Genomic DNA, 19,620 nt, shown 5'->3' with positions numbered 1-19,620 from the left:
AATCACACTCTGGAAGAATGAATGGAGCATAAGATGAAAAAAATCATCCATACCGCCCTTGCCACTACCCTGCTGTCGCTGATGGCAACACCCCTCGTTGTCGCCGGGGAGCCCGGTCGCACCGAATGTATCGCGCCAGCTAAACCGGGTGGCGGATTCGATCTCACCTGCAAGCTATTGCAGGTCTCTCTTCAGGAAACCGGACAAATTAAGACGCCGATGCGCGTCACCTACATGCCCGGCGGTGTCGGCGCGGTGGCCTACAACGCGATTATTGCCCAGCGGCCGGCTGAAGCGGGCACCGTTGTCGCCTTCTCTGGCGGCTCACTGCTGAACCTTTCACAGGGTAAGTTTGGTCGTTATACCGTGGACGACGTTAAGTGGCTGGCGGCGGTGGGTACCGATTACGGCATGGTGGCCGTTCGTGAGGATGCACCGTGGAAAACGTTAGGTGAGCTGATGACGGCGATGAAAGCCGATCCAACCAAAGTGGTGGTCGGTGCCGGTGCGTCAATAGGCAGTCAGGACTGGATGAAAACGGCGTTGCTGGCGCGCGAAGCGGGAATCGATCCACGCAAAATGCGTTATGTCGCCTTTGAAGGCGGCGGTGAGCCGGTAACCGCCCTGCTCGGAAACCATATTCAGGTGGTCTCAGGTGATATGAGTGAGATGGTGCCGTATCTGCAGGGCGGCAAAATGCGGGTGCTGGCCGTGATGTCCGATCAGCGTCTGCCGGGTCAGCTGGCCGGGGTACCCACGGCAAAAGAGCAGGGTTTCAATATCGTCTGGCCGATTATTCGTGGCTTTTACCTCGGTCCAAAAGTCAGTGATGCGGATTATCAGTGGTGGGAACAGGCCTTTAAAAAAATGGCTGAGACGCCGGAGTTTAAAAAGCAGCGTGATCTGCGCGGACTGTTCGAATTTAACCTGACAGGCCAGGCACTCGACAGCTACGTGAAGAAGCAGGTGGCGGATTACCGTGAGCAGGCTAAATCCTTTGGTCTGGCCAAATAACGGGAGCAGATGATGAGCGATCGCATTTTTGCCAGCCTGTGGCTGGCCCTCTGCCTTGGCGGCATGGTGATGGCCTGGCAGATTCAGAGTGAATACAGCTACGAACCCGTGGGGCCGCGTCCTTTCCCGATGGGGATCCTTGGCCTGATGGCCATCTGCGCCCTGCTGATGCTCTTTCGGAAACCGGACACCATTCAGTGGCCCGCAGCTGGCACGCTGAAACGGCTGGTAGCGCTGGCGCTGATGATGATGCTCTATGGCTGGCTGTTTGAGACGCTGGGCTTTGCCATCTGCACGACGCTGCTGACCTTTGGCATCGGCCTGCTGTTTGGGGCGCGCTGGTGGGCCGCCGCGCTGGCCGGGCTGGTGATGGGCACCTCGCTGTTTTACGCCTTTGACCGTCTGCTGGAAGTCACCCTTCCGGTCGGCAGCTGGCTGAGTTAAGGAGAGCATCATGGATACCTGGTCCTTTTTAATGCAGGGCTTTGCCGTCGCCATGACGCCAGAGAATCTGCTGATCGCCCTGATCGGCTGCTTTATCGGCACCATTGTTGGTCTGCTGCCTGGCCTGGGGCCAATCAATGGCGTAGCCATTCTGATGCCGCTGGCTTTTGCGCTGCACCTGCCGGCCGAGTCGGCGCTGATTCTGCTGGCCACGGTTTATATCGGCTGTGAGTATGGCGGGCGCATCTCCTCCATTCTGCTCAACGTTCCGGGCGATGCCGGCGCAATCATGACCGCGCTGGATGGGTATCCGATGGCGCAGCAGGGCAAAGCGGGCGTCGCGCTCTCCATTTCGGCGGTCAGCTCGTTTGTTGGCTCCACGATTGCCATCGTCGGCATTATTCTCTTCGCCCCGCTGCTGGCCAGCTGGTCACTGGCGTTTGGACCGGCAGAGTACTTTGCCCTGATGGTGTTTGCCATCGCCTGCCTGGGCAGCATGATGAGCCACAATCCGCTGAAATCTTTTCTTTCGGCGCTCATTGGCCTGGGCATGGCCACGGTCGGGGTGGATGCCAATACCGGCGTCTATCGCTTCACGTTTGACAGCGTTCATCTCTCTGACGGCATTCAGTTTGTGGTCGTTGTCATTGGTCTGTTCTCGGTCAGTGAAATTTTGCTGATGCTCGAGTCGACCAGTAGCGGCCAGAAAGCGGTGCGGGCAAGCGGCCGCATGATGTTCAACATGAAAGAGGCGGCGATGGCCACAGGCGCGACGCTACGCTCCTCTTTTCTGGGGTTCTTTGTCGGCGTTCTGCCTGGTGCCGGAGCGACCATTGCCAGCGCTATCGCCTACATGACGGAGAAAAAAATCAGCGGCAGTGAACAGTTCGGGAAAGGGGATATTCGCGGTGTGGCCGCACCGGAAGCGGCAAACAATGCCTCAGCCTGTGGCTCCTTTATCCCGATGCTGACGCTGGGTATCCCCGGCTCCGGCACCACAGCGGTGATGGTCGGCGCTTTAACGCTCTATAACATCACGCCAGGTCCGGCGATGTTTGTTGAGCAGCCAGATATCGTCTGGGGTCTGATCGCGGCACTGCTGATTGGCAACGTTATGCTGCTGGTGATGAACATTCCGATGATCAATGTTTTCGCCCGGATGCTGAGCATTCCGCTCTGGTTACTGGTGCCGGCCATTGCCGCCATCTCCGCGGTGGGCGTCTATGCCGTGCACAGCACCACCTTCGATTTGCTCCTGATGGTCGGCCTGGGAATCTTTGGTTATATTCTGCGCAAGATGGACTTTCCGATGTCGCCGCTGATTCTGGGCTTTGTGCTGGGTGAGATGCTGGAGCAGAACCTGCGTCGTGCCCTCTCAATCAGTAACGGTAACCTGGTTATTCTGTGGGAAAGTCCTATCTGCAAAGTGCTGCTGGTGCTGGCGATTTCGGTGCTGGTTCTGCCACCGATCTGGAAACGCTGGCGTCGCTATCGCCTCAGACTGGCTGAAGAGTAAATCTCACGCTGAACTGTGCGTCCCCCGTGGGATTTCGCGGGGGCTTTTGCTATCATGGCCTATTCTTTTTCCGGCGCACCCGACGCTGTTCTGTTTTCCCAAGGAATCCGCCATGCAACCTCTCAGCGGCCCCGGTGTGCCGGTCGGCGATCGTTCATCTCTTAATCCGCAAACCGGCGTAACACGTCACGGTTCTGTGGCGGGTGAACAGCCCCTCTCCCCGGCTCAGCGCACGACATTAGAACGCCTGATCGTGCGTATCTTATCGCTCAGCAATCTGAAGGCACCTGAACTCTGGGCGGGCGTCCGGCATGAGGTGGGCGTGAAGAGTGAGGCGGAGCTGCAGTCGCGTCACTTTCCGGCTGCGGAGCAGTATCTCAATGGTCGTCTGACTCAGGCGCAGAATGGCCATGCCACGCGTCAGTTGATGACTCAGCTCACAGAACTGCTGCCGAAGGGCAATAACCGTCAGGCGGTGAGTGACTTTATCCGCCAGCAGTTTGGTCAGACCGTTCTGAGTTCGCTGAGCCAGGACCAGCTGCGTCAGGTGCTGACGATGCTGCAGAACGGGCAGATGGCGATCCCGCAGCCGCAGCAGAGCCGCGTCAGCGATCGGACCCTGCTCCCGGCGGAGCATCAGACGCTCAATCAGCAGGTGGTCCGACTGGCCGCCGCCACCGGAGAACCGACCGGCAAACTCTGGACGGCGGCGCTGAAACTGGTCGGACTGACCAGCGGCGATCCCATCCCCTCGCGCCACTTCCCGCTGCTCACCCAGTATCTGCAGGTACGTCAGACGCTGAGTCAGCACAGCGCACCGACCTTACAGCTGCTGGAAGCCTCGCTGAAACAGCCGCTGGATCAGCACGAGCGGCATAGCCTGGAAGAGTACAGCCAGCAGCGTTTTCAGGCCACACCGCAGACGGTGCTAACCGTGACGCAGACGCAGGATCTGCTGAACTTCCTGTTCAGCCGTCGCGCCGATCGTGCCGAGAAAGTTCACGAACAGCCGCTGGCCGCCAGTGAGATTAAACCGCAGCCGATCTGGTCGCCCTTTGTCGCCTCGCTGCCATCACCGCTGCAGCCCCTGGCGCAGCGTCCCCTGCTGGGTCTGTTTGTTGCGCTGGTGGTGATCACTCTTCTGCTCTGGCTGGTGCTTTAGGTCAGCAGCCACAGGATGCATCGGGTGCGGTGACGGGCCATTCGCCCGGCGCCTCCCCCCAGGTCAGCGGATGACCTTCCCGTTTCCAGAAATCCAGCCCGCCAGTCAGCTCCTTCACCTGAAATCCCAGTTCCGCCAGCTTCAGAGCCGCTTTCGTCGAGCCGTTACAGCCGATGCCGTCGCAATAGGTGACATAAACGCGGTCGCGGTCGAGCGGCTCGCAGCTGGAAGCATTGATCTCACGGTGGGGAAAATTAATCGCGCCGCTGATATGGCCGGCGCGATAAGCCGCCGGTGCGCGCGCATCGATCACCTGAATGCCGGGCAGATTCCGGGCCAGATCCTCCGCCAGATCCCAGGCGTCTGTATAATAAGCGAGTTTTGCCTGCAGATAGTCGAGGCTTTGCTGCGGCGTGGCGGCGGGAAAATGTAATACAGATGACATCGCGATTCTCCTGTTGAAGTGAGCGTGCAGTTTACGGCAGAGTGGACTGCCTGCTGATACCCATTTTGCGCCAGGAATAAGACCCATATGAGTTCTCCGCTGTTGCAGCTTTTCCAGCATCAGGCCAGCGGCGGCGTGCGTGAGCGCCTCTGCACCACCCTGCGGCTGGCCATTAACCGGCATCATCTGCACGCCGGTCAGCAGCTGCCCTCCAGTCGCCAGCTGGCGCAGGATCTCCGGATTTCACGCGTCACGGTGGAGGCCGCCTATGGTCAGCTTGAGAGCGAAGGCTATCTGCGACGCGAGATCGGTCGCGGAACGTTTGTGGCCATCACGATTCCCGCAGGCACCGCTTCAGCGGCACGCGTTCAGCCCGCCCGTTTCTCAGCGCGGGGGCAGCAGGTGCTGGCAACCGGAGGCTGTCAGGATCCCCCGTTTCCTCACGCCTTTGCTGCCGGTTCCCCGGAGTTACGCGCTTTTCCTCATGACAGCTGGCGACGCCTGAGCAGCAGCGTGCAGCGTTCGCTGGGCAGCGCCGCCATGGGATATGGCGATCCCTGCGGCTACCTGCCGCTGCGCAGTGCGATTGCTGATTATCTGGCGCTCTCGCGGGGTATGCAGTGCCAGCCGGAGCAGGTGATTATCCTGACCAGTTCGCAACAGGCGCTGCAGCTGCTGGCGATGATGTTCGTCGATCCCGGAGATGATGTGTGGATAGAGGAGCCAGGCTATCCCGGCGCACGAAACGCGCTGCTCGCCGCAGGCGCAAAGGTGCACGGGATAACCGTCGATGCCGAAGGCGCAGTGCCGGGTCACGGCTGTGCAAAGCTGATGTATCTGACCCCTTCACACCACTATCCGACCGGGGTAACGCTGAGCCTGCCCCGCCGTCTCGCCTGGCTCGCCTGGGCGCAGCGCAACCAAAGCTGGCTGATTGAAGATGACTACGACAGCGAGTTTCATTATGACGAGCGCCCGATTCCTGCGCTGCAGGGACTGGACCGTCATCAGCGGGTCATTACGCTCGGCACCTTTTCGAAATCGCTGTTCCCTTCACTGCGTCTGGCGTGGATGGTGGTGCCTCCTGCGCTGATTGCCCCTCTGGGCCAGGCTCGCAGCGTGCTGGATGGACACAGCGCCCTGCTGCCCCAGGCGATTACCGCGGCCTTTCTGCAGCAGGGACATTTTGCCACTCATCTGCGGCTGATGCGTCAGCTCTATCACAGCCGTCGCGATCGGTTGCTGGAGCAGATTGCGCAGCGACTCTCACCGTGGATCACGCCCATCGCCAGTGGCGGCGGACTCCAGTTGACGGTGACAGTGGAACAGGACGAAGCGCGCTTAACCGCGCTCGCGGCACAACAGGGGTTGCTGTTGCCTCGTCTCAGCCCGCTCTATGCCGGCTCCGCGTCTCAGCAGGGCTGGATACTCGGCTTCGCCGCGCTGACGCCTGATGAAATTGTTGCAGGGTGCGATAAACTGCTGAGGCTGCTGCAGCGGGAGGGATAAATCTGGCCGGCGCCGGTTTACCGTAAGCCAGAAAACAAAAGGGCCGGCAAAGCCGGCCCTTCAGCGTGCTGACGTAAAAGATTACGCCTGATATTTACGCATGGTCAGCGTGGCGTTGGTGCCACCGAAACCAAAGCTGTTGGACATCACGGTCGTCAGCTCTTTTTCCATCGGCTCAGTCACGATGTTCATGCCGGTGGCAGCTGCATCCAGTGAGTTGATGTTGATACTTGGCGCGATAAAGCCATGCTCCAGCATCAGCAGCGAGTAGATCGCTTCCTGCACGCCAGCCGCACCCAGTGAGTGACCGGTCATTGCTTTGGTTGCTGAAATGTAAGGGGTTTTCTCGCCAAACACTTCACGAATCGCACCCAGCTCTTTCACGTCGCCCACTGGCGTAGAGGTACCATGGCTGTTCAGATAGTCGATTGGCGTGTCGACGCCGTTCATTGCCATCTTCATGCAGCGCACCGCACCTTCACCTGAAGGCGCAACCATGTCTGCACCGTCAGAGGTCGCACCGTAGCCGACGATTTCGGCATAGATGTGTGCACCGCGAGCCAGCGCATGCTCCAGCTCTTCAACCACCACCATGCCACCGCCACCGGCGATAACAAAACCGTCGCGCTCGTTGTCATAGGTGCGTGACGCTTTTTCTGGTGTGTCATTGTAACGGGTGGAGAGCGCGCCCATGGCGTCGAACTCACAGGCCATTTCCCAGCAGAGCTCTTCGCCGCCGCCGGCAAAAACGATATCCTGTTTGCCCAGCTGAATCTGCTCAACGGCGTTACCGATACAGTGCGCAGAGGTGGCACAGGCGGAGCTGATCGAGTAGTTTACGCCATGAATTTTGAATGGCGTGGCGAGACAGGCAGAGACGCCAGAAGCCATCGCCTTGGTGACCACGTAAGGGCCAACCGCTTTCAGGCCGCGTGGGCTGCGCATTGCATCAGCACCAAAGACCTGGAAGCGCGGGGAACCACCGCCCGAACCTGCAATCAGCCCTACACGCGGGTTGCTCTGATACATTTCATCAGTCAGGCCGGAATCTTTAATCGCTTCTTCCATGGAGAGATAAGCATAGATGGACGCATCACTCATAAAGCGCACAACTTTGCGATCGATGAGGCCGGTGGTATCTAATTTGACGTTACCCCAGACGTGACTACGCATGCCGGAATCTTTCATCTCTTCAGAAAAGGTGATGCCAGAGCGTCCTTCACGCAGAGATGACAGCACTTCCTGCTGGTTATTACCAATACTGGAAACGATCCCTAAGCCAGTAATCACAGCACGTTTCATTCAATCTTCCTCATCCACTTCTTCGTAATTGGCATGCACTCTAGCGTACACTTGTACGCCGAACAAGTCCGATCAGCTATTTCCTTTTGTAAATTTGCGTCATGTGACCTGGGTCGTTAAAATCGCGCCACTGCCTGAAAAACGAGCCTTTCCCGTGAAATTAACCCCGGTTAAACATGCGCAGCTAAACTGGAATGAACAGGGTACACCTGTTTCCCGAGCGTTTGGCGACGTCTATTTCTCTAACGACAACGGTCTGGAAGAGACACGCTATGTGTTCCTTGGTGGCAACGGTTTCCCGCAGCGTTTTGCGGCGCATCCGCGCGATCTGCTGATCGTGGCGGAAAGCGGGTTTGGTACCGGCCTGAATTTTCTTACTCTGTGGCAGGCCTTTGACGCCTTTCAGCGTGAACAGCCTGGTGCGACAGTAAAACGTCTGCATTTCATTAGCTTTGAGAAATTTCCGTTAACCCGCGCGGATCTGATCGCGGCGCATCAGCACTGGCCCGAACTTGCCCCCTGGGCAGAAGCGCTGCAGGCCCAGTGGCCGGCTGCCCTGCCCGGCTGCCAGCGACTGCTGTTTGACGGCGGGCGCATCACGCTGGATCTGTGGCTGGGCGATATCAACCTGCTGATGGAAAAGGTGGATGAGAGCCTGCATCGTCAGGTCGATGCCTGGTTCCTCGATGGCTTCGCGCCCGCAAAGAATCCTGATATGTGGACGCCTGCGCTGTTCAGCATGATGGCGAAGCTGGCGCGTCCACAGGGGACTTTCGCGACTTTTACTGCTGCAGGGTTTGTGCGGCGCGGTCTGCAGGAGGCGGGATTTGATGTCACCCGCCGCAAAGGTTTTGGCCCGAAGCGGGAAATGCTGTGCGGCAGCCTGCAGGATGCGCCTCTGCTCCCCGGCACGCAGCCCTGGTATCATCGCCATCCGGCGGCGCAGCAGGAGGTCGCCCTGATTGGCGGCGGCGTGGCCAGCGCGACCCTGGCGCTGGCGCTGCTGCGCCGAGGCTGGCGGGTAACGCTCTACTGCGCCGATGCGGCGCCCGCGCTGGGTGCCTCCGGTAACCGGCAGGGCGCACTCTATCCGCTGCTCAATCAGCATGATCCGGCCCTCGCCACCTTCTTCCCGGCGGCATTCAGCTTTGCCCGGCGACTCTACGACCAGAGCGGGGTCACCTTTGAGCATGAGTGGAGCGGCGTGCTGCAACTGGGCTGGGATGAAAAGAGCCGCAAAAAGATCGAACAGATGCTGGCGATGGATCTGCCTGAAACCCTCGCCTGCGGCGTCGATGTCGCAGAGGCGGAAAACCGGGCGAAGGTAGCGCTGGGCTGCGGCGGCATTTTCTATCCGGAGGGCGGCTGGCTCTCACCGGCTGAGCTGACCACCGCGCTGCTCGCCCATGGCGAGACACAGGGCTTACGCATTCACTGGCTGCACCGGGTGAGCGGGCTTTCTCAAGAGGAAGATGGCTGGACGCTGACCTTCAGCGACCGCCCGGCGGTTCACCATTCTGCGGTGGTCCTGGCAAACGGTCACGCGATCGCCGACTTTGCGCAAAGCGCCCCGCTGCCAGCCTACCCGGTAGCGGGTCAGGTAAGCCATGTTCCCGCCACGCCTGCCCTCAGCGCGCTGCAGACCGTGCTCTGTTACGACGGCTATCTGACGCCGGTCAGCACCCAGTTTGGTACCCACTGTATCGGTGCCAGCTACCATCGTGGTGAAACCGCAACGCGTTATCGCGAGGCGGATCAGCAGGAGAATCGCAGTCGACTGCTGCACTGTCTGCCTGACAGCCGCTGGGCGGAAACGGTGGATGTCAGTGAGGGAGAAGCCAGAATGGGCGTGCGCTGCGCCACGCGCGATCACCTGCCGATGGTGGGCGGCGTGCCCGATTATGCCGCGACGCTGGCACAGTATGCCGATTTACCGGCCCGGCTTGCGGCAGGCAGTCAGATTGCTGACGCGCCCGATCTGCCGGGGCTTTATCTGTTTGGTGCGTTGGGTTCACGCGGCTTATGCAGCGCACCGCTGGCGGCCGAGGTGCTGGCCGCCCAGCTGGCAGGTGAGCCACAGCCGCTGGATGCGACCACGCTGGCAGCACTCAATCCGAATCGCTACTGGGTCAGGAAACTGCTGAAGGGGAAAGCGGTGTAAAGCGGGTCTGCAGGGCGGCGCTTACCGCCCTGTCATATCATGCGGAGAGCTGGCGCGCCTGAACAAACAGGTTGTCCCACATGCCGACCACCAGCGCCTGGTCGCGCGGTGAGAGCTCACCTGCTGCAATAGCGTTCTGCAGGCTGCGGGTCACCTGAACCTGTAGCGCTTCTGGCGTATGCTCATCCAGCTGCTCCACTTCAGCGACCGCCAGGGTCAGGTGCCCGCGCAGATAACCGCTGGCGAACAGTTCATCGTCACTGGCATGCTCGACCATGTCGTCAATCAGGGCCAGGATACGCGCTTCAAATTCTGCGATCATCTCAATTCCTCTTTTGATAATGTCATCCTGCATCACAGATCGTCCGGCCAGGGAAACTGCGCCGCTGTTAATGAAGGCCTGCCATAAAATTCCGCCAGGGCGGTAATAAAACGCGCGGGACGCGCGGGAATACCCGCCGTCAGATAGCTCATGACCTGAGCATGTACCTTACGCTGAAACGCAATGCGATCCGGCTCACAATCTCCGTCGAGATTGTCACAACTGACGTTGAAGGGAAAGCCCGCCGCCATACAAAACATCCACTCCAGCGCCTGTGGCTTCACTTCAACGGCTTCAAACTGGCTCTGGGTCAGCGCATCGCGGCCATCCGGGCAGTACCAGTAGCCAAAATCGACCAGTTTACGGCGTGCCTCACCGGCGATGCACCAGTGAGAGATCTCATGCAGGGCGCTGGCGTAAAAGCCGTGGGCAAAAACCACCCGGTTCCACGGCGACTCTGCATCAGCAGGAAGATAGATCGGTTCATCGTCGCCTTTAATCAGGCGTGTCTGAAATTCATCGCTGAAGCAGCGATCGAACAGCGTAATCAGCTGTTCATAATGATGGGTCGGGTTCATGACGTTATCACGTAAAAAGTTACGATTGCAGTGTGGAGAGCCACGCCATCACGGCGCTGCCATGGCTGTCCCACAGGAGTTTTATGCTCATTACGGCAGAGACAATCACCACCATCGGGCGGATCAGTTTCTGCCCGCGGCTCAGCACCAGCCGGGCGCCCAGACGCGCGCCGCAGAACGCGCCGAGCATCATAATCAGGCCGGTTCCCCACACCACTTTGCCGCCGAACATAAAGAACAGCAGACTGCCCACGTTAGAGGTGAAGTTGAGAACTTTGGCATGGGCTGTCGCCTTCGCCAGGTTGTAACCGCAGAGCGTGACGAAGGCCAGCGCGTAGAAAGAGCCCGCGCCCGGCCCGAAAAATCCGTCATAGAAGCCCACGGCCCCGCCCCCGACCAGCGCATAGGCGAGGCCGTGCAGGCGACGCGCCCGGTCTTCTTCACCGAGACGCGGCATCAGCAGAAACCACAAGCCAATCGCGATCAAAAACAGCGGCAGCATCTGACGCAGAAAGTCCGCCTGCAGGCGCTGGATCAGCACCGCGCCCAGCACGGACCCCAGCAGCGTCATGGCGATATTCAGCCACTGCTCACTCAGATTAACTGCGCCGCGTCGCACAAAGTAGAGGCTGGCCGAGAACGACCCGCCGACCGATTGCAGTTTATTGGTCGCCAGCGCCTGAGCCGGTGAGAGACCCGCCGCCAGCAGCGACGGTACCGTCAGCAACCCCCCGCCACCCGCAATTGAGTCAATAAAACCGGCGAGCATGGCAATCAGAAACAGCAGCCCGACCAGCAGCGGACTGACCACGAACCACTCCATGGAATCCCTTACAGTAGATGTTTATCCAGCAGAGCCTGACAGGCAGGCGGTAACGGCGGCGGTTCACGTTTCACCGGCGCGCCCGATCCGGGCTGCTTCGGCAGGAACCAGCTCTGCAGCTCTGCGCCACAGCCATCGCCCGGAGGCGGTGGCGGCTGATCTTCACAGCCGATACTGCCGGTCGGGCAGCGCAGCCGCACATGCATATGCGCCCGATGCGCGAACCAGGGGCGCACTTTGCGCAGCCAGTCACGATCGGCACCGGCATCCGCACAAAGCTGCTTTTTAATCGCCGGGTTGACGAAGATGCGCGTGACATCATCATCTTTCGCCGCCAGTTTAATCAGGCTGTCGATTTCCGGCTGCCAGTGGCGCGCAATCACGTTTTTATCACCCGGCCCGACCAGATCCAGCGGCTGCGGCTTCAGCAGCTGCTGCGCGGTCCAGCGGGTTTTCGGCAGTTGCAGCCAGATATCGACATCCAGCCCGGTCTGATGGCTGGCGTGACCGCTGCTGAAACGTCCGCCAGCCGCCATGCCCATATCCCCAATCAGCACATTACCCAGCTGCAGGTTGTGCACGCGGGTCGTCAGCCGCTGAATAAACGCAATCAGATCGGGATGACCGAAATAACGACGCTGATCCTGACGCATCACCTGATAGTCGGGTGAATTGAGCGGCAGTGCCCGGGCGCCAATAATACAGCCATTCGCAAAGCCGCCGATGGACTGCGGTGCGCCGCTGATGGGCTGCTGAATACGCTGCCACGGCGTCGCCGCCAGGCTGGAGGCGCTGAACAACAGCGCGCTCAGAGTAAGCAGAAGTGCCTTCATGCCATCACCAGCGCGGCACGGTGCTGTTAACATCACCGTTCTGCGCCCGCTGGCGCAGCAGATGATCCATCAGGACGATCGCCATCATCGCCTCGGCGATCGGCACGGCGCGGATCCCGACGCAGGGATCGTGGCGGCCTTTGGTGATCATCTCCACCTCTTCGCCATCGCGGGTAATGGTTTTACCCGGCACGGTGATGCTGGAGGTCGGTTTCATTGCGAGGTTGGCGCTGATGGTCTGACCGCTGCTGATGCCGCCCAGAATGCCGCCGGCGTGGTTACTCTGGAAACCATCGTGACGGATTTCATCCCGATGCTGGCTGCCGCGCTGGCTGACCACCGCGAAGCCGTCACCGATCTCTACCCCTTTCACCGCGTTGATGCTCATCAGCGCGTGCGCCAGGTCGGCATCCAGACGGTCAAAGACCGGTTCGCCCAGGCCAGGCGGCACGTTATCAGCCATGACCGTGACTTTAGCCCCAATGGAGTCGCCCTCTTTTTTCAGGCCGCGCATCAGTTCATCCAGCGCCTCCAGCTTCTCCGCATCCGGGCAGAAGAAGGGATTCTCTTCCACGATGCTCCAGTCTTTCAGCTCACAGGCGATATCCCCGATCTGCGCCAGATAGCCGCGCACCACCACACCATGTTTCATCTGCAGATACTTCTTCGCTATCGCACCGGCGGCCACGCGCATCGCGGTTTCACGCGCCGAAGAGCGGCCACCACCACGGTAGTCGCGCTGACCATACTTCTGCTCGTAGGTGTAATCGGCATGGCCGGGACGGAAGAGATCTTTGATCGCGCCATAATCCTGCGACCGCTGATCGGTGTTCTCAATCAGCAGGCCAATAGACGTGCCGGTGGTCACACCCTCAAACACACCGGACAAAATTTTCACCTGATCCGGCTCGCGACGCTGCGTGGTGTAGCGCGAGGTGCCAGGACGACGACGGTCGAGGTCATGCTGGATATCCGCTTCGGTCAGGGGGATGCCCGGTGGCACCCCATCAACGATGCAGCCCAGCGCAAGACCGTGGGACTCGCCAAAGGTAGTTACTCGAAAAAATTGTCCGATGCTGTTTCCGGCCATGCTGTTTCCTTGTCAGGGTTCGGCGGGCGAGGCTTCGCCCCACTTTTAGTCTTTGTAAAAGGAGAAATGGTGTTGTGCGTCGACGATCTGCTGGCGCGTCAGCGTAAAGACACCGTCACCGCCGTTGTCAAACTCCAGCCAGGTAAAGGGCACATCGGGATACTGCTCGATCATATGCACCATGCTGTTACCGACTTCGCAGACCAGAACGCCCTGCTCGCTGAGATAGTCAGGCGCGCAGGCCAGAATGCGGCGCACCAGCTTCAGACCATCGCTGCCCGCCGCCAGACCCAGCTCCGGTTCGTGGCGATACTCATTGGGCAGATCGTCCATATCTTCCGCATCCACATAAGGCGGGTTAGTGACGATCAGGTCATACTTCAGCGGCGGCAGTTCGCGGAACAGGTCAGCACGAATCGGCGTGACCTGATTGATCAGGCCATGTTCTTCAATATTCTGCTCGGCCACCGCCAGCGCACCGGTCGAAATATCGACGGCGTCGACCTCCGCTTCCGGGAAGGCGTAAGCGCAGGCAATCGCGATGCAGCCGCTGCCGGTGCACATATCCAGAATATGCGCGGGTGGCGTGCTGATAAGACCGGCAAAGCGGTTCTCGATCAATTCGCCAATCGGTGAACGCGGCACCAGCACGCGCTCATCAACAAAGAATTCGTGACCGCAGAACCAGGCTTTGTTGGTCAGGTAGGCGACCGGAATACGCTCGTTAACGCGACGAATGACGCGCTCGACGATCAGAAGACGTTCGCTGGCGGTCAGACGCGCGTTGCGCATATCTTCCGGAATATCCAGCGGCAGCCAGAGAGACGGCAGGACCAGTTGAACGGCTTCGTCCCAGGGATTGTCTGTGCCATGTCCGTACCAGATTCCGGCAGCGGAAAAGCGGCTTACCGCCCAGCGCAGCATGTCCTGAATGGTGTGCAGTTCGTTCACTGCCTCATCGACGAAAATTTTGTCCACGTAGCCCTCCGCAGGCCTTTTGCTAAATCGGCCGATAGTGTGCCATGAAGCCGGGGAGAATTCAGCGCAGCGAGGTGAAAAAGCTGACAATTAATGACACTTAACGGTAAGGTATCAGCTCTGCTGTGTGACAGCCTTTTCTGATAAGACTGACCTGCCATGAGTAAAAAAACACCGCTAAGCCCGGATGATGAGGCGCTGTTTCGCCAGTTAATGACGGGGACACGTCAGTTAAAACAGGACACTTATGTCCATAAAGCGCCGGTAAAAACCCGCGAGATTCCGGTAAAGCGTCTGCTTTCCGAGCAGGCGGACAACAGCCATTACTTTTCGGATGAGTTTCAGCCCCTGCTCTCGACCGAAGGGGCTACCCGTTACGTGCGCGCCGATGTCAGCCATTTTGAGCTGAAAAAACTGCGCCGGGGTGACTATACCCCGGAGATTTTTCTCGACCTGCACGGCTTAACGCAGATGCAGGCCAAGCAGGAGCTGGGCGCACTGATCGCCGCCTGCCGCCGTGAACATCTGTTCTGCGCCAGCGTCATGACCGGACATGGAAAACATATTCTGAAGCAGCAGACGCCGCTGTGGCTGGCCCAGCATCCGTGGGTCATGGCGTTTCATCAGGCGCCGAAAATGTTCGGCGGTGATGCTGCGCTGCTGGTGCTGATTGAGATTGAGGAGTGGCAACCGCCTGAGTTGCCCTGACAGGGCCGGTGTCATCGGCCCCTCGTCGTCAGATGGCTTTCGCCAGCTTCTTCGGACTGACCTGCCACAGCAGTTTACCGGCACTCTCTGCCGGATCGAACTCGACGCAGGCAATGGCGGAAGTGGCAAACATCGGTGGGGTTTCCTGCGGGCAGAGTTCGGAAACCAGGTAGCCCACCAGGGGCAGATGGGAGATGACCAGCGCCGATTTCACCCCTTCGTTCGCCAGCGCCTGCAGATAGCAGCCGACCAGGCCCGGATCGCCACCCGGCGTTAACTCCGGTAACACGTCCTGGCCTTCCGGCAGGGGATAGGCTTCACGCACGGTAGCGAGCGTCTGCTGCGCGCGTAAATAGGGACTGACCAGGACACGCTCGATGTCCGGCGTCTGGCTGTTAAGCCAGTGGGCCATCTGACGCGATTCATCACAGCCACATAAGGTTAAAGGCCTGACTGAATCACTTGCTGCTTCCAGAGCCGCATCGCCGTGACGCATGATAAAAACTTGCATAAAGCACCGCTGTTGTTTGTCGATATCGCCCGACGCGACGCGTCAGACTCTTCACTCTGCGAATGAACGCTGTGTTTTACCCTAATGGCTTCAGTATAGTCAACCGGTTGTTTATTAAATAAGCACTTCTCAGATTCATGCTGCGCCGCACACGCGGGCGGCGCTTTTCTAACCCGCTGAATCGGAGCCGTTATTCCATTTCACAGAGAAATGTAAAATTTCGTCTGTTCTGCAGCCGCCTGAATCAGCGCCTCACAGGGGGCAAATCGTTCACCGTGCTGCTGCGCGAGACGGTTCAGCCGGCTGACCATTTCCGCCGCGCCCAGTTTATCCATGTAGTGGAACGGCCCGCCCAGGAAAGGCGGAAAGCCGATGCCAAACACCGCCCCCACGTCGCCGTCCCGGGCGCTGCGAATTACCTGCTCATCGAGACAACGGGCGGCCTCATTCAGCATCATCATCACACAGCGTTCTGCAATCTGTGCCCCACTCTGCCTGGCCTGCGGCGTGACCTTCAGCAGGCTATAAAGCGAGGCGTCCGGTTTTTTACGCTGCCAGCGCGGCAGGTCATAACGATAGAAGCCCCTGCCATTTTTACGGCCCTTACGGCCATCCCTGATCACCGCATCAAACGCGGCGGGTGCGGCAAAGCGTTCACCATAGGCCTGATGCAGAATGGGGCTGATTTTGCTGCCGACATCAATGCCGACCTCATCAAGCAGCTGAAGCGGACCAACCGGAAAACCAAACTTCACCAGCGCCCGATCGATGTGCTCAATCGGCTCCCCCTCCAGCAGACAGCGCATCGCTTCATTTATATAGGGGGTCAGGATGCGGTTGACATAGAAACCCGGCTTGTCTGCGACGACGATCGGCGTCTTGCCCTGACTGCGCGCCAGTGCCACAACGGTAACCAGCGTCGAGGCCGAAGTATTCAGATGCGGTATCACCTCCACCAGCGGCATTTTTTCCACCGGACTGAAATAGTGCAGCCCGATGACATTCTCAGGACGCTGCGCCCCGGCGGCGATATCCGCAATCGGCAGTGAAGAGGTGTTGGAAGCAAACAGGGTATGCGACTGACAGTGTGCCTCGACGTCGTGCACCATCTGCTGCTTCAGGGCAAGATCTTCGAACACCGCTTCGATCACCACGTCGCGCTGCGAGAATCCCTGATAATCGATGCCACCAGTGATGCGCGCCATCTGCTGCTGGCGCGCTGCCGGGGTCAGCTGACGACGACGGACCTTTTTGCTGAGCAGATCCCAGCTGGTTTTCAGCGCATGGCTGACGCCTTCCAGGCTGATATCTTTGATGCGCACCGGCAACCCGGCATTGATCGCGGTGACGCTGGCAATGCCGCCGCCCATCAGCCCGCCGCCCAGTACCGCAACACGCTTCACGGTCGCGGGTTCAGCTTCACCGCCCCGCTCCTTTTTCATCGCCGTGGTGGCAAAGAAGAGTCCGCGCAGCGCAACGGACTCCGGCGTCATCGCCAGTTCGCCAAAGGCGCGCGCCTCCGCATCATGGCCGGCGCGGCTGCCCTGCTCCAGCCCGATGCGCACCACCTCAATCAGCCGTCTGGCGGCCGGATAGTTATCCTGCGTTTTCGCCGCGGTCTGGCGTGTCGCCAGCGCAAACAACGCCTGGCGGGCGACCGGGCCATGCTGCAGCCGATCGCGCAGCGGCAGGACGCGTCCGCTGACCTTGCCCTTTTTCACCCGTGCAATCGCGGTCTCCAGCAGGATCGGGCGGGGAACCGCATCATCGACGACGCCGAGCTTTCGCGCCTGCTTCGCGCGCAGACTTTTGCCGGTCAGCATCAGCGGCAGCGCCTGCTGAACGCCGATTAAATGCGGCAGCCGCTGCGTCCCGCCAGAGCCAGGCAGCAAGCCGAGCTGTATCTCCGGCAACCCGAGGCGGGTTTTATCATCCAGCGAGCAGATGCGCGCATCGCAGGCCAGCGCCAGTTCCAGTCCACCGCCCAGGCAGGCCCCGTGAATGGCCGCCACCACCGGAAAAGGCAGCGCGTCGATCATCGCCATCACTTCCTGGCCCTGCTTCGCCAGCGCTTCAGCTTCCTGCGCACTCTGGCAGCGGTCAATCATGCTGATGTCCGCGCCCGCGATAAAATTGTCCGTTTTGCCGGAGATCAGGACCAGTCCCGCCAGTTGCGGATCGCGTCGCGCTTCCGCAATGATGGCGGCAATCTGGCCGGCGAATTCCGCTTTCAGGGTGTTCATCTTCTCGCCAGGGACATCAATCGTGATAATGCCGACGTGATCCTGTCGCATCGTCAGCTGAAACGCATTCTGCTCCATTATTCGGCCTCCAGAACCATTGCCGCACCCAGACCACCCGCCGCGCAGGCGGTGACCAGTCCCAGCCCGCCTCCACGGCGGCGCAGTTCATTAAGCGTCTGGGTAATCATACGCGCGCCCGTGGCGGCAAAAGGATGACCATAGGCGATGGAACCGCCCAGCACGTTAAAACGCTCTTCGTTGACCTCGCCCAGCGCATGCGGCCGGTTCAGCACCTCACGGGCGAAACGCTCGTCACGAAACAGCTGCAGATTGCTCAGCGTCTGGGCCGCGAACGCCTCATGCATATCTATAAGCGTCAGATCGGCCAGGCTCACCCCGGCACGATCCAGCGCCAGCGGCGAAGCATAGGCTGGCCCCAGCAACATGTCCTGCTGGACATCAATGGCGGTAAAGGCGTAGCTGCGCAGGAAGCCCAGCGGCGTGGCGCCCAGTTCCCGGGCGCGCCCTTCCCGCATCAGAATGACGGCTGCCGCGCCATCCGTCAGCGGCGTGCTGTTGGCGGCGGTAACGCTGCCGTGCTGGCGGTCAAAGGCGGGACGCAGTCGGGCGTAATCCTCTGCTTTAGCGTTCATCCGCACGTTATTGTCCTGATCGATTGCGGTTTTCCACGGCGGTACAAAGGCTGCCATGACTTCCTGATTCAGCACCCCGGATTGCCAGGCTCTGGCGGCATGCTGATGGGAACGGAGCGCCAGCGCATCCTGAGCCTCACGGGTGATACCGTAGCTTTTCGCCATCTGCTCGGCCGTGTCCCCCATCCGCAGGCCAGTCGAGTACTCCGCCACCGCAGGCGGCACCGGCAGCAGATCGCGCGGGCGCAGCCGTTTAAGGATATGCAGTTTCTGCCCCAGGCTGCGGGCCTTATTGAGATCCACCAGCGCGCGGGCCAGCGTTTTAGTGACCCCAATCGGCAGCACTGACGAGGAGTCTGCCCCGCCGGCAATAGCGGCAGAAACCGTACCCGCCATCAGGCTCTCTGCCACATTCGCCACCGCCTGAAAACTGGTGGCGCAGGCACGGCTGACGCTGTAGGCGTCGGTATTCACATTCAGCCCGCTGCTTAAGACAATTTCACGCGCAATGTTTGGCGCTTCCGGCATCTGTACCACCTGACCAAATACCAGCAGCTCAATCACGTCTGCCGGTAACTCACTGCGCACCATTAATTCGCTGACCACCATCCGTCCCAGCTCAATGGCGGGAATGCCATGAAAGCCGGTCGCCTGGCGTAAGAAAGGGGTTCGTAACCCGTGGGTAATTGCGATGCGTTCGCCATCACGCGTCAGCAGCGGCTGCGCTTTGCTCATTGTTCTCACCTGTAGCCGGGACTGTGGCATCATTGCCTGAAGAGGTCTGACCTGATCAGTGTTAACCACAAGCGGGTGAGCCGCCAATAGCAGAAAGGAAAAAGTGCGAAGGGAAACACGAAATTGAAAAACGCCGCGCTGAGGCGGCGTAAGAGGCGTTATCGCAGGCCGAGCTGGAAAATCAGGGTTTCAGCCTGGCAGCTGAAGGTGAAATCGATATCCAGCTGCACGCCCTGATCGACATCGCTGAACCGGACGTCAATCACACAGGGTTCCGATTCCACTTGACGGGCACGCTCAGTCAGCCGGGCGGCTTTGGCTTCCGCATCCTGTCGCTGCGGGAACCACTCTGACCAGCTGGCGGTGCAGTCGGTATTATCCATTACGGTGCCGACATCAACGCAGCAGCAGGCAGCGGTTTCGGTCGCACTGCATTTTTTAATGGCATCAGTCATCTTTATCTCCTGCCCCGGCTTCGGGTGAGTTAAGCGATTTTATGGCCGGAATTTTACCCGCTTGCGATAAGATGCGCCACGCGACTGTGGCTAAGTGACGAATATCACAATAAAAATTGATCCAGAACAAACTGGAAT

At 59.7% G+C, this 19,620-nt stretch carries 19 protein-coding genes; 7 read left to right on the top strand and 12 right to left on the bottom strand.

Features of this window, described 5'->3' with window-relative positions; translation table 11 throughout:
- The first annotated feature begins 33 nt into the window (after positions 1-33).
- From F3I47_RS08150 to flk, 4 genes are all read left to right on the top strand, one after another.
- Positions 34-1,014: a tripartite tricarboxylate transporter substrate binding protein gene (locus F3I47_RS08150; protein ID WP_150028899.1), complete on the top strand. Its 981-nt coding sequence runs from the start codon at positions 34-36 to the stop codon at positions 1,012-1,014.
- 12 nt (positions 1,015-1,026) lie between these two features.
- Positions 1,027-1,458, top strand: a complete 432-nt coding sequence (locus tag F3I47_RS08145) for a tripartite tricarboxylate transporter TctB family protein (protein WP_046102288.1) — start codon at positions 1,027-1,029, stop codon at positions 1,456-1,458.
- A gap of 10 nt (positions 1,459-1,468) precedes the next feature.
- On the top strand, positions 1,469-2,974 hold the full coding sequence (locus F3I47_RS08140) for a tripartite tricarboxylate transporter permease (protein ID WP_150028900.1): 1,506 nt from the start codon (positions 1,469-1,471) through the stop codon (positions 2,972-2,974).
- Positions 2,975-3,086: 112 nt separating this feature from the next.
- Complete coding sequence (gene flk / locus F3I47_RS08135) at positions 3,087-4,136, top strand: flagella biosynthesis regulator Flk (RefSeq protein ID WP_009088962.1); 1,050 nt, start codon at positions 3,087-3,089, stop codon at positions 4,134-4,136.
- A gap of 1 nt (position 4,137) precedes the next feature.
- Here flk and F3I47_RS08130 read toward each other — a convergent pair whose 3' ends face one another.
- Complete coding sequence (locus F3I47_RS08130) at positions 4,138-4,581, bottom strand: rhodanese-like domain-containing protein (protein ID WP_046102291.1); 444 nt, start codon at positions 4,579-4,581, stop codon at positions 4,138-4,140.
- Between the two features lie 87 nt (positions 4,582-4,668).
- Here F3I47_RS08130 and F3I47_RS08125 point away from each other — a divergent pair, with 87 nt between their 5' ends.
- Positions 4,669-6,090 (top strand): PLP-dependent aminotransferase family protein, encoded by a 1,422-nt coding sequence (locus tag F3I47_RS08125; protein ID WP_150028901.1) that lies wholly within the window; start codon positions 4,669-4,671, stop codon positions 6,088-6,090.
- 81 nt (positions 6,091-6,171) lie between these two features.
- Here F3I47_RS08125 and fabB read toward each other — a convergent pair whose 3' ends face one another.
- Positions 6,172-7,392: a beta-ketoacyl-ACP synthase I gene (gene fabB / locus F3I47_RS08120; protein ID WP_009088958.1), complete on the bottom strand. Its 1,221-nt coding sequence runs from the start codon at positions 7,390-7,392 to the stop codon at positions 6,172-6,174.
- Positions 7,393-7,546: 154 nt separating this feature from the next.
- Between fabB and mnmC the strand changes: the two genes are divergently transcribed.
- Positions 7,547-9,553: a bifunctional tRNA (5-methylaminomethyl-2-thiouridine)(34)-methyltransferase MnmD/FAD-dependent 5-carboxymethylaminomethyl-2-thiouridine(34) oxidoreductase MnmC gene (mnmC, locus tag F3I47_RS08115; RefSeq protein WP_150028902.1), complete on the top strand. Its 2,007-nt coding sequence runs from the start codon at positions 7,547-7,549 to the stop codon at positions 9,551-9,553.
- A gap of 37 nt (positions 9,554-9,590) precedes the next feature.
- On the opposite strand, the gene F3I47_RS08110 is transcribed toward mnmC, so the two are convergent.
- Genes F3I47_RS08110 through prmB form a run of 6 tightly spaced genes read right to left on the bottom strand, consistent with a single transcriptional unit; the run spans position 9,591 to position 14,177 of the window.
- A complete protein-coding gene (locus F3I47_RS08110; RefSeq protein ID WP_009088954.1) occupies positions 9,591-9,875 on the bottom strand; it encodes a YfcL family protein in 285 nt (94 codons plus the stop codon).
- A 32-nt stretch (positions 9,876-9,907) separates the two neighbouring features.
- On the bottom strand, positions 9,908-10,453 hold the full coding sequence (locus tag F3I47_RS08105; protein ID WP_009088952.1) for an elongation factor P hydroxylase: 546 nt from the start codon (positions 10,451-10,453) through the stop codon (positions 9,908-9,910).
- A gap of 19 nt (positions 10,454-10,472) precedes the next feature.
- Positions 10,473-11,276: a sulfite exporter TauE/SafE family protein gene (locus F3I47_RS08100; RefSeq protein ID WP_009088951.1), complete on the bottom strand. Its 804-nt coding sequence runs from the start codon at positions 11,274-11,276 to the stop codon at positions 10,473-10,475.
- Between the two features lie 8 nt (positions 11,277-11,284).
- Complete coding sequence (gene mepA / locus F3I47_RS08095; RefSeq protein ID WP_009088946.1) at positions 11,285-12,109, bottom strand: penicillin-insensitive murein endopeptidase; 825 nt, start codon at positions 12,107-12,109, stop codon at positions 11,285-11,287.
- A gap of 4 nt (positions 12,110-12,113) precedes the next feature.
- On the bottom strand, positions 12,114-13,199 hold the full coding sequence (gene aroC / locus F3I47_RS08090) for a chorismate synthase (RefSeq protein WP_009088945.1): 1,086 nt from the start codon (positions 13,197-13,199) through the stop codon (positions 12,114-12,116).
- 45 nt (positions 13,200-13,244) lie between these two features.
- Positions 13,245-14,177: a 50S ribosomal protein L3 N(5)-glutamine methyltransferase gene (gene prmB / locus F3I47_RS08085; RefSeq protein WP_009088944.1), complete on the bottom strand. Its 933-nt coding sequence runs from the start codon at positions 14,175-14,177 to the stop codon at positions 13,245-13,247.
- A 159-nt stretch (positions 14,178-14,336) separates the two neighbouring features.
- Here prmB and smrB point away from each other — a divergent pair, with 159 nt between their 5' ends.
- Positions 14,337-14,885: an endonuclease SmrB gene (smrB, locus tag F3I47_RS08080; RefSeq protein ID WP_009088943.1), complete on the top strand. Its 549-nt coding sequence runs from the start codon at positions 14,337-14,339 to the stop codon at positions 14,883-14,885.
- Between the two features lie 28 nt (positions 14,886-14,913).
- Here smrB and sixA read toward each other — a convergent pair whose 3' ends face one another.
- The 4 genes from sixA to F3I47_RS08060 all read right to left on the bottom strand — a co-directional run bounded on the left by sixA (position 14,914) and on the right by F3I47_RS08060 (position 19,482).
- On the bottom strand, positions 14,914-15,396 hold the full coding sequence (sixA, locus tag F3I47_RS08075) for a phosphohistidine phosphatase SixA (protein WP_009088942.1): 483 nt from the start codon (positions 15,394-15,396) through the stop codon (positions 14,914-14,916).
- A 200-nt stretch (positions 15,397-15,596) separates the two neighbouring features.
- Positions 15,597-17,717, bottom strand: a complete 2,121-nt coding sequence (fadJ, locus tag F3I47_RS08070; RefSeq protein WP_150028903.1) for a fatty acid oxidation complex subunit alpha FadJ — start codon at positions 17,715-17,717, stop codon at positions 15,597-15,599.
- Entirely contained in the window at positions 17,717-19,027 is a 1,311-nt protein-coding gene (gene fadI / locus F3I47_RS08065; RefSeq protein WP_150028904.1) for an acetyl-CoA C-acyltransferase FadI, read from the bottom strand. Before fadI ends, fadJ begins: the two co-directional genes overlap by 1 nt.
- 158 nt (positions 19,028-19,185) lie before the next feature.
- A complete protein-coding gene (locus tag F3I47_RS08060) occupies positions 19,186-19,482 on the bottom strand; it encodes a YfcZ/YiiS family protein (RefSeq protein ID WP_009088938.1) in 297 nt (98 codons plus the stop codon).
- Between the last annotated feature and the right edge of the window lie 138 nt (positions 19,483-19,620).

The sequence above is a fragment of the Pantoea sp. M_10 genome (genome assembly GCF_008631515.1).
Taxonomy (GTDB): Bacteria; Pseudomonadota; Gammaproteobacteria; order Enterobacterales; family Enterobacteriaceae; genus Pantoea; species Pantoea anthophila.
The sequence above is the reverse complement of the archived record's forward strand: the minus strand, read 5'-3'. Positions and strand labels throughout refer to the sequence as shown.

Bases quoted from the DNA above. Each gene is read 5' to 3' on its own strand.
- F3I47_RS08060 (WP_009088938.1), bottom strand. From the start codon at position 19,482: ATGACTGATGCCATTAAAAAATGCAGTGCGACCGAAACCGCTGCCTGC.
- fadI (WP_150028904.1), bottom strand. From the start codon at position 19,027: ATGAGCAAAGCGCAGCCGCTGCTGACGCGTGATGGCGAACGCATCGCA.
- sixA (WP_009088942.1), bottom strand. From the start codon at position 15,396: ATGCAAGTTTTTATCATGCGTCACGGCGATGCGGCTCTGGAAGCAGCA.
- fadJ (WP_150028903.1), bottom strand. From the start codon at position 17,717: ATGGAGCAGAATGCGTTTCAGCTGACGATGCGACAGGATCACGTCGGC.
- fabB (WP_009088958.1), bottom strand. From the start codon at position 7,392: ATGAAACGTGCTGTGATTACTGGCTTAGGGATCGTTTCCAGTATTGGT.
- F3I47_RS08100 (WP_009088951.1), bottom strand. From the start codon at position 11,276: ATGGAGTGGTTCGTGGTCAGTCCGCTGCTGGTCGGGCTGCTGTTTCTG.
- aroC (WP_009088945.1), bottom strand. From the start codon at position 13,199: ATGGCCGGAAACAGCATCGGACAATTTTTTCGAGTAACTACCTTTGGC.
- smrB (WP_009088943.1), top strand. From the start codon at position 14,337: ATGAGTAAAAAAACACCGCTAAGCCCGGATGATGAGGCGCTGTTTCGC.
- F3I47_RS08105 (WP_009088952.1), bottom strand. From the start codon at position 10,453: ATGAACCCGACCCATCATTATGAACAGCTGATTACGCTGTTCGATCGC.
- F3I47_RS08140 (WP_150028900.1), top strand. From the start codon at position 1,469: ATGGATACCTGGTCCTTTTTAATGCAGGGCTTTGCCGTCGCCATGACG.
- F3I47_RS08150 (WP_150028899.1), top strand. From the start codon at position 34: ATGAAAAAAATCATCCATACCGCCCTTGCCACTACCCTGCTGTCGCTG.
- F3I47_RS08125 (WP_150028901.1), top strand. From the start codon at position 4,669: ATGAGTTCTCCGCTGTTGCAGCTTTTCCAGCATCAGGCCAGCGGCGGC.
- F3I47_RS08145 (WP_046102288.1), top strand. From the start codon at position 1,027: ATGAGCGATCGCATTTTTGCCAGCCTGTGGCTGGCCCTCTGCCTTGGC.
- F3I47_RS08110 (WP_009088954.1), bottom strand. From the start codon at position 9,875: ATGATCGCAGAATTTGAAGCGCGTATCCTGGCCCTGATTGACGACATG.
- mepA (WP_009088946.1), bottom strand. From the start codon at position 12,109: ATGAAGGCACTTCTGCTTACTCTGAGCGCGCTGTTGTTCAGCGCCTCC.
- F3I47_RS08130 (WP_046102291.1), bottom strand. From the start codon at position 4,581: ATGTCATCTGTATTACATTTTCCCGCCGCCACGCCGCAGCAAAGCCTC.
- flk (WP_009088962.1), top strand. From the start codon at position 3,087: ATGCAACCTCTCAGCGGCCCCGGTGTGCCGGTCGGCGATCGTTCATCT.